We start from the raw sequence: 10,883 nt of genomic DNA on the forward strand, positions 1-10,883 counted from the left end.
CTCCCTCGGCCCCGGCGATGTGGGGAAATACCGCATCTGTACTATAGTGGGTTCCTTGCGAGCGTGATCGACTGAATTGACTCAACCCAGCCGCTGTCACATCAATGAGGATTGCGCCATCACGCACTTCTGGATCAGCATAGTCACCATACACCGGAGATTGTCCTTTCTCCTTGATAATCGCGGCCTTCATGGTCTTCCACCTTCCTACATATTGTTCCGCCGAAAGAATACCCGTCCCTCTCTCTGCGGTCCCCCTCCCACACCAAAAACTTCCTTAGCCCCCCTAAGAATTCATGGAGACAGAAGATCCCCGTGATCATCGCGATCACGTTTCTATCGATCGTCCTCCCCTACCAAAGGACGCCCGAGAAACCACTAGGTCTAGCGTCACTATAACCATTGGCTTAGGACCCGAAGAGGAAAAAACCTCCTCGCCCTAAAAGCTCCTCTGCTTGGGGGAGGAGGCGATAATATAGCGCCCACAGACGCTCAAACCGCTCTCTTTGGCGGACACAATTCGCATCCCGTAGGATAATAGCGCCCAACGGTAATCACGATGGATCCCATCGCCGCCGCTATTGCGGCATCGTCAACCGCTTTTTTCTCGCCGACACCCAGGCGAGCAGCGCATTCACATTACTGGTCATCAAGTCTACGCCACGATCTTGAAAGAGACTATAACTCAAGGGCCCGGGCGATCCCCCCAGCACTCCACAAAAAACACAGGGCGGGTCATCGATCTGTCGTTCCGTTTCATAACGCGCCGCCGTTTGCCAGTCATCCAAATTGTCTCCCGCGTAAATCATGAGCCGCGGATTGAGCGCCCGACGGATACGAAATAGGCCTTCGGGATCGGGTTTGCGAAAGCCACGACTTTCTGTCATAACGGCCTCTTCTGAGAAAACTTCCTTGAGCCCCGCCATAGTGAAGGCGGTTTCCACCTCTCCACGATTGCGACCCGTATAGAGACCATAACGAAAAGGTGCTTCCAGCAATGTTTCGCGTCGGATCAACGGACGCTCTGACAGCATCAAACCATCACCCTGAACCGTCTCATTAGCCACCCCAAATACCGTATTCGCCCGATCACCCGCATAAAATTCCTGAGCTAATCGGGTAATCCGCACTTTGTCCCACTCTTCCAACACGCGATCATAGTCGCGCGGTTCAATGAGATGCCCTAGGGCTGTCTCCAATCCCACCAATCCGCCCCCATACTGACCAGAAGCACGGGCCACGGTAGCCAACTCTGGAGAGAGCGTGCGGAGCCCATCGATCAGACGCGCACCCGCTAAGTCTGCCTTCACCAGATAGATCAGCGCGATGCCTTGAGCCAAAGCCCAGTCGCTATTAAATCCTCCGGCGGCCTTAAAATAGGCTGTCTCCTCGGGGCTCACCGCCAACGCATCTCCGCTAAAACCACGCTCGAGCAAAAATGATTGAACCGCCTTTGAGATTACGATCGGATAGCTGTGGTGGACATCAATGAGCACCCCATCCATGTCAAAGACAATCACGTCGGCCACTTCAACCTGCATCGCCGCCCGCGAGGTCGCATAGACCCCTTCAGCCACCTGCCTAAGCTCCAGATTCAACGTTAAATGCCCCCCATCCGGCATATCCCAGCGCCGCGTCCTCCGCCTCAATCAATAACAAGCGGTTATACTTGGCGACGCGCTCAGAGCGCGTGGGCGCCCCGGTCTTAATCTGTCCCGTGTTGGTCGCCACACTAAGGTCAGCAATGGTGGTGTCCTCCGTTTCTCCGGAGCGATGCGAGACTACCGCCTGCCATCCAGCCCGCTGTGTCATGCGAATCGCGTCTAAGGTTTCGCTAACGGTGCCAATTTGATTCAACTTAATTAATACCGCGTTCGCGATCCCGTCGCTAATTCCCCGGTCAATGCGAGTAGGATTGGTGACAAACACATCATCGCCGACCAGTTGCACCCGATCACCCAACGATGCGCTAAGATGCTTCCAGCCCTCCCAGTCATCTTCCGCCAAGCCATCTTCTAAAGAGATAATGGGGAATTGCTTCACCAGGGTCTGATACCACTCCACTAGCTCAGCCACATTCTTGTTCTTTCCCCGGGTCACATAATGTCCCTCATGATAGATTTCATTGGCGGCCACATCTAGGGCGAGTGCGATGTCGTGGCCCGGCTTAAGCCCGGTATCGACAATCGCTTTCATCAAAATCTCCAAGGCCTCCTCATCACTCTCCAGGTCAGGAGCAAATCCGCCTTCATCGCCCACCGCAGTCCGTAATCCCCGTGCTGTCAGCTGCGCCTTGATGGCGTGATAGGTTTCTGCGGCCATTTGCATCGCCTCACTAAAGCTCCCAGCGCCAGCAGGCACAATCATAAATTCCTGAATGTCGAGGTTATTATCCGCATGAGCTCCACCGTTAAGCACATTCAATAAGGGGACCGGCAAAAGAGCCGCTTGGACTCCGCCAAGATAGCGATAGAGGGGTAGTTTCTGTGAGGCTGATGCTGCCTGCGCAATGGCCAGTGAGACCCCTAAGATGGCATTGGCACCCAAACGTGATTTCTGAGACGTACCATCGAGTTCCATCATCAAATGATCAATGGCGCCCTGATCTGTCGCGTCATATCCCGTCACGGCGGGAGCAATGATGTCGTTGACGTGGCTTACCGCTTTATGCACACCCTTGCCTCCGTACCGTGAACCACCATCACGCAGTTCCACCGCCTCATGGGCTCCGGTCGAAGCCCCCGAAGGCACCCGCGCTAGTGCCTCCGCCCCATCGTCTAACACCACCCGCACTGCCACGGTAGGATTCCCTCGCGAGTCTAAGATTTCACTTGCCCGTACCGCAATTACCGCACTACTCATATATTAGTCATCTCCTTTCAATAGTGATTGACCCGTCATCTGCGCGGGAGTCGGCAGCCCCAGCAAATCCAATACGGTAGGCGCCACATCAGCTAATCCGCCATCCACTAGATGACGCCCTTTGAGCCATTCATCGCTTGCTGCAACAGCCAAAGGCACGGGATTGGTGGTGTGGTTCGTGTGAGGATGGCCTTCCCCATCTTGCATCACCTCGGCATTGCCGTGATCGGACACAATTACCAGAGCGCCGTTTTGCTTGAGTACCGCATGCAAAATGCGCTGAATTTGGTCATCGACGGTCTTTACCGCTTTTAAGGTGGGTTCTAATTTTCCCGTGTGACCCACCATGTCCGCATTGGCAAAATTGAGCAAAATAAAGTCGTGCTTCTTTTGCTCCACATCTTGCACCACCGCATCCGCAATCTTTGTCGCACTCATTTCAGGTTCAAGATCGTAGGTAGCCACTTTGGGCGAATCAATCAAGATTCGATCTTCTCCCGGAAAGACCTCTTCTTGTCCGCCATTGAAGAAAAAGGTAACATGGGCATATTTTTCGGTTTCTGCCACATGAAGCTGCCTCTTTCCTTGTGAGGACAACCACTCTGCAAGGTTCTGATTGACGTTGGGTCGATCAAAAAAGTGCGGTAGAGAAAATTCCTCATCGTACTCGGTCATGCCATACACCGAAATCTTGGAAATCGGCCGTTTAAAATGGTCAAACTGATCATCCGCTAAGGCGCGACTCATTTGCCGTACCCGGTCGGCCCGGAAATTAAAGATAATGACCACGTCATCCTCTTTGATGGTAGTCACCGGTTCGCCATCATCATCAACAATCACGGTGGGGGCCACAAATTCGTCGGTCTCTTCGCGCTGGTAGGCATGGTCTAGCCCTTCCGCGGCACTTTTAGCCTCATGTCCCTCACCGAGAACCATAGCTCGATAAGCCTTTTCGATACGCTCCCAACGATGATCTCGGTCCATCGCGTAATATCGTCCAGCCATCGAGGCCACCTGACCGACTCCCACCTCATTGATGCTTTGGGCTAAAAATTCCAGCGAACTCATGGCACTCTCCGGTGGCACATCGCGCCCATCAAGCCAAACATGGTAGTAGACGTCGCGAAGTCCCGCGTCCTTCACCATGGCCATGAGGGCACGAAGATGCCGTTGGTGGCTATGGACGCCCCCGGGCGAAAGAAGCCCCATGATATGTAGTGAATGTCCTTTGGCCTTTTGGAGAGCCTCCACAAGGGTGGCGTTTTTCGCGAGTTCTCCGGTCTCAATGGCATCATCGATGCGCGGTAAGTTCTGCGGAATCACGCGACCGGCTCCAATCGTCAAATGTCCCACATTAGAATCTCCCATTTGCTCCGCCATTAGTCCCACCGCTTTGCCGTGGGCAGCCACTTTTGATGATCCGTAGTGCTCGCGCAATGCCGCATAATGCTGATCAGGGGTTCGGGTAATGGCATTCACATAAGACGGTGCCGCCAGCCCCCAACCGTCTAAAACCATTAATACTAAAGGTCCCTTCACGCTCTCACCTCTCCCCACAGACGATTTAATGCTATCCACCCATCAAGATGCAGAGATGCCCCCCCCACCAAGACACCGTCGACCAGAGGCTCTTCTGCAAAGGCCACCACATTTTCGGCATTCACCGAGCCTCCATAGAGCACACGCGCCGACACCTTGGAGTGCCCGGCCGAGGCCGATAACAATTGGTGAATCAGTTGAGCTACCCTTGACGCTTCAGATGGCTCCGGAACCATTCCGGTACCGATTGCCCATAGCGGTTCATAGGCGAACACCACCGCACAATCCGGACCTTTTGTGAGCGCCTCCATCACCGCGCTGACCTGACGGCTAATCACCTCATCGGTCTCTTTCCGAACCCGTTCCTCAGAACTTTCGCCGACACACACAATGGGAATCAGTCCAGCATCAAGAGCGGCTTTGGTCTTTTGTTGCACCACTTCATCCGTTTCCCCATCCAAGAGACGACGCTCGGAATGCCCTAAAATGACGTAGAAGGCCCCCGCAGCCAGCAACAGTGGACCCGAGATAGCTCCCGTGTGGGCACCTTCTTGTCCCAAATCCAAGTTCTGTGCCCCCACCTTAACCTCGGTAAATCGCAGGCTTTGCTGCAGCGAAAAGATGGCCGGATAGGTGGGGCAAATCACCTGTTCCTGAGGCCACGAACGCTCCGCCTGACGGGCTAACTCACGCCCGTAAGCATGGGTTTCTTGAACCGATTTATGCATCTTGAAGTTCGCTACCATTAACGATTGTTGCGACACCGGGTTCACTCCTTCGGAGACTGGCTCAAGGCGACCACTGCGGGTAAGGGCTGCCCCTCTAAAAATTTCAAGGCGGCACCTCCACCGGTCGAGACGTGTGTCAACTGATCCTGAATTCCGGCCTCTGCCACCGCAGCGGCCGAGTCGCCACCGCCCACAATCACATCCGCGTTGAGCGCGGCGAGGCCCTTCGCCATACGCATCGTGCCCTCTCGAAAGGCGGGCCATTCAAACACGCCCATGGGCCCATTCCAAAGCACCGTGCCGGCATCGTTTAAGGAGTCCAACATCCGGTCAACCGCCGACGGCGCCACATCCAGCGCCATTTCGTTCTGAGCGAGTTCACCGGGAGCCACGATGCGATGCGGCGCGTCTTGATGAAACCCTTTGGCTGCCACCACCGCATCCGGCAATACCACGGGTACCGACGCACCGCGTGCTAATTCAAGTATTTCTCGCGCTTGATCTCGTGCCTCATCTTCGACTTTTGAGGCTCCCATGTCCTTTCCCTGGGCCGCGAGAAACGTGTTGGCCATCCCGCCACCGACGACAATGCCGTCCACCCGTTTGATCAACTCGGCGATGAGCCCCACCTTGTCACTCACCTTGGCGCCTCCCAAAACCGCCCAATATGGCCGCTTGGGATGATCCACCACTTGAGAGAGTATGGACAATTCCTGTTCCAAGAGCCGCCCAGCATAGCCCGGTAGCCACTTTGGAACCACAGCACATGATGCATCCTCACGATGTGCCGTACCAAAAGCATCATTCACATAGAAATCCGCGTAGGAGGCGAGTCGTTTGGAAAACTGCTGATCTCCCGCCTTCTCCCCGGGTTCATAGCGAAGATTTTGCAGCATACAAATCTCGCCGGGTTTTAAGGCCTCTATGGCCTGCTCGGCCTTTTCCCCCAGAATATCATCCACAAAGTGAACCGGGCTCCCCATCAATGCCTGCAATCGCTCTGCCGCCACTTCAAGCGAAGCGTCGCCCCACTTTTTGGGTCGACCGCGATGGCTTACCACCACCACTTTGGCCTGGGACTCGGTCAATTCCCTAAGCGTATTCAAAGCCCCCCGGATACGCGTATCATCGGTCATCTCACCCGCATCATTTACCGGAACGTTAAAATCCACGCGCACCAATACCGTTTTCCCCGCGAGGTGGGGCAGGTCATCCATCGTGCGAAATTTGTCACTGGGCATCGCGCGTCGCCACCAATTGCGTCAATTCCACCAAGCGATTGGCATAGCCCCATTCGTTGTCATACCAAGACAACACCTTCACCATGTGATCGCCCATGGTCATGGTTTCCTGGCCATCGACAATACTGGAGTGGGAATCGCCTTTGAAGTCCATTGACACCAACGGCTCCAGTGTAAAACCGAGAATCCCCTGAAGTTCGCCCTGAGCCGCCTCCTCAAACGCTGCATTGACACTCTCACGATCGAGCGCCTTTTCGGTATCGACGACCAAGTCAACCACGGATACGACGGGGGTGGGCACCCGCAAAGACATGCCGTTCAGCTTCCCTTTTAATTCGGGCAATACCAGGTGTAGCGCCTTAGCCGCTCCGGTACTACTCGGAATAATGTTTGATGCCGCGGCCCGGGAACGCCGAGGATCTTTATGTTCGAGATCTAAGAGGCGCTGGTCATTGGTATAGGAATGGACCGTGGTCATGAGCCCCTTTTGAATGCCAAATCGCTGGTGCAATACCTTAGCGACAGGCGCCAAACAGTTAGTCGTACAGGACGCATTAGAAATAATGTGATGCTTGGTGGGATCATAAAGATTGTCGTTTACCCCTAGGACAATGGTAATATCTTCACCTTGTGCGGGTGCCGAAATGATGACGCGCTGGGCGCCCGCGTCTAGATGTCCACGTGCCTTGTCGGCCTTGGTGAAAATCCCAGTGGATTCCACGACAATATCCACGCCCAACTTTCTCCACGGAATTTGGGACGGATCCTTCTCAGCAAAGCACGTGATGGTACGACCATTCACCACCAGATTCTCATCTTGTGTTTCCACCGTGCCATCAAACCGCCCGTAGTTGCTATCATATTTCAACAGATGCGCTTGGGCGCCCACATCACCAATACTGTTAATCGCTACGATTTCAAAATCGGACTGGTTCTCGGCAATGCGAAAAAATCGTCGCCCAATACTGCCAAACCCGTTTATTCCCACTCTTACCATAATGGTTCCCCCATTTCCGGTATCTAGTTCTAGTTCCATTGTACCGAACCTCGTCAAATCCCCATAGCTAATGATTCATTTCCTTGCGTTCACCGGTCACCATGAAAATCACCCACTCCCCAATGTTGGTGGCGTGGTCCGCCACTCTCTCGATATAGTTAGCGACAAATAACAGATGCCCCACTTGGCCGGCCGCCTCCGGACGATCCTGCATGAGGCTGATTAAATCACTAAAAATAGTGGCATAGAGATGGTCCACATCGTCATCGAGGCGAATCATGGTCGCGGCTTCGTCTGTACTGCGGTGCACATAGGCATTGAGTGCCAGCCGCACCATAGAGCTGGCTAAACGAGCCATTTCCGGGATATCCACCAATGGCTTGATAAACTCTTCGTTGCCTAACCGCAAGGTGACCTTGGCAATATCTGTGGCATGATCAGCCATCCGTTCTAAGTCGGTAATAATTTTGAGGGCGGTGGACACGGTGCGCAGATCGCTCGCTAAGGGCTGCTGCAGCGCCAATAAGTTGAGACAGTGTCGTTCAATGTCCATTTCCATTTGGTCCACTCGGTCATCTTCTTCCACCACTTCAGCCGCTAAGAGACGATTTCTCTCAGTGAGGGCTCTTACCGCAGCACGCAATTGGTCTTCCACCACGGCGCCCATGCGTAGGATCTCTTGCTCCAATTCAATGAGTTGCTCCCGAAAGTGTTCTCGACTCATCGCTCATTCCTCGGCTCATAGCGTCCTGTCAAATATTGCTCGGTACGGGGATCGCGAGGGACAGTGAACAGTGCCGATGTCGCGCCCACCTCAATGAGCTGACCGTCAGCAAAAAATGCCGTGGTATCGGAAACTCGCGCCGCCTGTCGCAAGTTATGTGTCACTAAAAGAATGGTATAGCGTCCTTTCAATTGCGTAATAAGTTCTTCGATCTTGCCTGTCGAAATCGGATCCAGCGAAGCGGTGGGCTCATCCATTAATAACACCTCGGGATCCATCGCTAGGGCGCGCGCAATGCACAGCCGCTGCTGCTGTCCCCCAGACAATAGGAGGGCCGGACGTCGCAATTTGCCGCGCACTTCATCCCATAAGGCGGCTTGTTTCAAACTGGTTTCGACCACTCGGCGTAGGGACTCACCATGCGACCGTCGCAGGAGTCGCGGTCCATAGGCCACATTATCGAAAATACTGAAAGGGAAGGGGTTCGGTGACTGAAATACCATCCCCACCTTCTGACGCAGGTGCGCCACGTCTGTCTTAGGATGATAGACCGACTGCTCTCCGACCCGCACATACCCCTCCACACGAGCGCCCGGCTCTTCATCAAGCAAGCGATTGACGCTCCGCAGCAAGGTCGATTTGCCACAGCCACTCGGGCCAATGAGCGCCATCACTTCACCATCATTCACCTCAAGAGAGACTTTCTTAAGCGCCCAATGGCGATGATACCAGACCGACAGTTCTTCCATTTTTACATCAAGGGCCATGTCTATTCCCACCTTCTATTCAAACCAACGCGCCACCCGCCGCGATAGCCATAGTGCCAGCGCAATAAAGAGCATCAGCGCCACCCCGGTGGCCGCAGCTTGCCCATCTCGATGAGCCACAGTTCCTTCGGTTCGCACATACCAGATGTGTACCGCCAGCGTTTCCCCGGGACCCCAAAGAGTCCAATGGCGTGAGACATTCACGCCTGCCGTAAAGATGAGTGCTGCGGATTCCCCGGCCAAGCGCGCGGCGGCCATGCCTGTCCCCTCAATGAGCGAAGCCCGCGCTGCAGGGATCATGACCTTCACCAGGGTCTGCCATCGACTGGCCCCGAGAGCCAGAGATGCCTCCCGGTATGTTTCTGGGACCCCCTTTAGTGATGCAATATAGACCGTTACCATAAAGGGTAAATTAATCACAATTAATGCGATCACCCCGGTGAGAATGGAAATGGGCCAATGCCACCAACCTACCACCACACGATATACCACTAAGGCGACCACCACCGAGGGAGTGCTCAGCAAGGTCTCCGCCATCTGTGGTAAAATCCGGGATTCGCGCTTGGCATATTCTCTCACATACATGGCCACGCCGAGCCCGATCGGAACCGTACAGAGTAAGGTGAGGCCAATCATCACAGCGGTATTCAAAATTTCCGGACGAATGCCTCCTTGGGGCGCTCCCGAAACCAAAAACCGCCATGTCAACCAGGGAAGCCCTTCCCGTAAGAGACTCAACATCATTAAACACAACAAGAATGCAGCACAAGCAGCCAAAACCGCAAACATCCGATGAATCGCTCGTCCTGACCTCATACGCCCATCCCCAGCCGATCGCTCACCCGCACTAACAAATACATGCCAAAAAAAAGCATCAGCGCCATCACGTCCAGTACCGCGTGTCCGTCGGTGCCGGGAGGAAACACCGCCATATCGGTCAAGAGTTGGGTGGTTAAAGTGGCACCTGGTGCTGTAAGCGAATGGGGAAGCGCCGTCTGGCCCCCAATCACCATTTGCACCGCCATGGTTTCTCCTACCGCGCGAGCCACCCCGACCATGAGCCCACGCATTAGGGATTTGGCAGCACAGGGAAGCGTTACCCGAATCAAGGTTTGATCGGCGCTCGCCCCGAGCGCTAACGAGGCTTCTTGAAACGGACGCGGCACCCGAAAGAGGGCTTGGGAGAAGAAAAAGCTCAGAGTCGGCAACACCATGAGTGTCAACACAATCGCCGCGGACAGGAGACTAAACCCCGAACCACCCACATGGCGCCTGACAAACGGCACCACCATTTGTAGTCCCCACCACCCAAACACCACTGAGGGCACCGCGGTAAACACCATCATCACCCGAGTCACCGACTCCCTGATGGACGCTGAGGCCGGTTGCGCCAGCGTGACAGCCACCCCTAGCGCTAAGGGGATGGCCAATAACAACGACAATCCCGCCACAATGACTGTGCCAAGAACAAACGGCGCCAACCCGTAATGACCGTTCAGAGGATCCCAAAAACTCCCCAGAAGGTTGGCCATCGCCAAAGGCTCGCCAACCACTTTCCATGCCCCTAGAATGAGCGCTGCTAAAATCCCCAATCCCACTAAAACGACCAATGTTGCCATTCCCACCATGACCCATCTCACAAAACGCGCTTCCGATGTCATGAGGATTTCTCCAGAATGCCATATTCGGAACGTTCCCGATGAGACGTAAGATAGTGGACTAAAGAGGTCACGGTCTGGGACGCGGCATCGCGATAAAAAAGTGTGGGAACAGCATAATACGGCCAGTCCGCCTCATTGGCCCCGCGATGATAGCGGTTTTTGCCGATTTCTAAGGTCGTGACAGCCCGCGGAACTGTACCGCTCTCAATAAATCCCAAGGCCCCCGGCGTCTCTCGGACCACCGCCAAGACCGCGCCATTGGATAGCTGAATGATGGCGTGAGGCGAGAGCGGTGCTCTCCCTAAAATGTGCTGTTTCACCACCCACAAGGCACCTGACGAGATTGGCCGCGCCACTACCACAA

At 54.6% G+C, this 10,883-nt stretch carries 11 protein-coding genes and 1 pseudogene; all 12 read right to left on the bottom strand.

The genetic code is table 11. The annotated features are described in order from the left end of the window. A partial coding sequence (locus ACOJWD_RS05845; RefSeq protein WP_486992283.1) for a hypothetical protein occupies positions 1-193 on the bottom strand: 193 nt, incomplete at its 3' end. Between the two features lie 385 nt (positions 194-578). Further along, positions 579-1,598, bottom strand: a complete 1,020-nt coding sequence (locus ACOJWD_RS05850; protein WP_486992284.1) for an HAD family hydrolase — start codon at positions 1,596-1,598, stop codon at positions 579-581. Continuing rightward, positions 1,582-2,862, bottom strand: a complete 1,281-nt coding sequence (gene eno, locus ACOJWD_RS05855) for a phosphopyruvate hydratase (RefSeq protein WP_486992285.1) — start codon at positions 2,860-2,862, stop codon at positions 1,582-1,584. Before eno ends, ACOJWD_RS05850 begins: the two co-directional genes overlap by 17 nt. Positions 2,863-2,865: 3 nt before the next feature. Continuing rightward, the gene (gene gpmI / locus ACOJWD_RS05860) at positions 2,866-4,401 is read right to left on the bottom strand and encodes a 2,3-bisphosphoglycerate-independent phosphoglycerate mutase (RefSeq protein WP_486992286.1); all 1,536 of its coding nucleotides are present in this window, start codon (positions 4,399-4,401) and stop codon (positions 2,866-2,868) included. Then, positions 4,398-5,165, bottom strand: a complete 768-nt coding sequence (gene tpiA, locus ACOJWD_RS05865; RefSeq protein ID WP_486992287.1) for a triose-phosphate isomerase — start codon at positions 5,163-5,165, stop codon at positions 4,398-4,400. Before tpiA ends, gpmI begins: the two co-directional genes overlap by 4 nt. Positions 5,166-5,170: 5 nt before the next feature. Further along, the gene (locus ACOJWD_RS05870) at positions 5,171-6,370 is read right to left on the bottom strand and encodes a phosphoglycerate kinase (RefSeq protein ID WP_486992288.1); all 1,200 of its coding nucleotides are present in this window, start codon (positions 6,368-6,370) and stop codon (positions 5,171-5,173) included. Beyond that, a complete protein-coding gene (gene gap, locus ACOJWD_RS05875; protein WP_486992293.1) occupies positions 6,360-7,367 on the bottom strand; it encodes a type I glyceraldehyde-3-phosphate dehydrogenase in 1,008 nt (335 codons plus the stop codon). Before gap ends, ACOJWD_RS05870 begins: the two co-directional genes overlap by 11 nt. 67 nt (positions 7,368-7,434) lie before the next feature. Continuing rightward, the gene (gene phoU / locus ACOJWD_RS05880; RefSeq protein WP_486992289.1) at positions 7,435-8,091 is read right to left on the bottom strand and encodes a phosphate signaling complex protein PhoU; all 657 of its coding nucleotides are present in this window, start codon (positions 8,089-8,091) and stop codon (positions 7,435-7,437) included. Next, positions 8,088-8,858, bottom strand: coding sequence for a phosphate ABC transporter ATP-binding protein PstB (gene pstB / locus ACOJWD_RS05885; RefSeq protein ID WP_486992290.1), 771 nt, complete (start codon positions 8,856-8,858; stop codon positions 8,088-8,090). The genes phoU and pstB overlap by 4 nt, the downstream gene beginning before the upstream one ends. Before the next feature lie 15 nt (positions 8,859-8,873). Further along, entirely contained in the window at positions 8,874-9,674 is an 801-nt protein-coding gene (locus ACOJWD_RS05890) for a PstA family ABC transporter permease (RefSeq protein WP_486992291.1), read from the bottom strand. After that, positions 9,671-10,519, bottom strand: coding sequence for a PstC family ABC transporter permease (locus ACOJWD_RS05895; protein ID WP_486992292.1), 849 nt, complete (start codon positions 10,517-10,519; stop codon positions 9,671-9,673). Before ACOJWD_RS05895 ends, ACOJWD_RS05890 begins: the two co-directional genes overlap by 4 nt. Further along, positions 10,516-10,883, bottom strand: a pseudogene (locus ACOJWD_RS05900) (substrate-binding domain-containing protein); the annotation flags it as partial. The pseudogene ACOJWD_RS05900 and the gene ACOJWD_RS05895, both read right to left, overlap by 4 nt.

Source organism: Sulfobacillus sp. TH-112 (assembly GCF_057473405.1).

Coding starts and splice junctions, on each gene's coding strand:
- eno (WP_486992285.1), bottom strand. CDS start 2,862: ATGAGTAGTGCGGTAATTGCGGTACGGGCAAGTGAAATCTTAGACTCG.
- ACOJWD_RS05870 (WP_486992288.1), bottom strand. CDS start 6,370: ATGCCCAGTGACAAATTTCGCACGATGGATGACCTGCCCCACCTCGCG.
- gap (WP_486992293.1), bottom strand. CDS start 7,367: ATGGTAAGAGTGGGAATAAACGGGTTTGGCAGTATTGGGCGACGATTT.
- phoU (WP_486992289.1), bottom strand. CDS start 8,091: ATGAGTCGAGAACACTTTCGGGAGCAACTCATTGAATTGGAGCAAGAG.
- pstB (WP_486992290.1), bottom strand. CDS start 8,858: ATGGCCCTTGATGTAAAAATGGAAGAACTGTCGGTCTGGTATCATCGC.
- ACOJWD_RS05890 (WP_486992291.1), bottom strand. CDS start 9,674: ATGAGGTCAGGACGAGCGATTCATCGGATGTTTGCGGTTTTGGCTGCT.
- ACOJWD_RS05895 (WP_486992292.1), bottom strand. CDS start 10,519: ATGACATCGGAAGCGCGTTTTGTGAGATGGGTCATGGTGGGAATGGCA.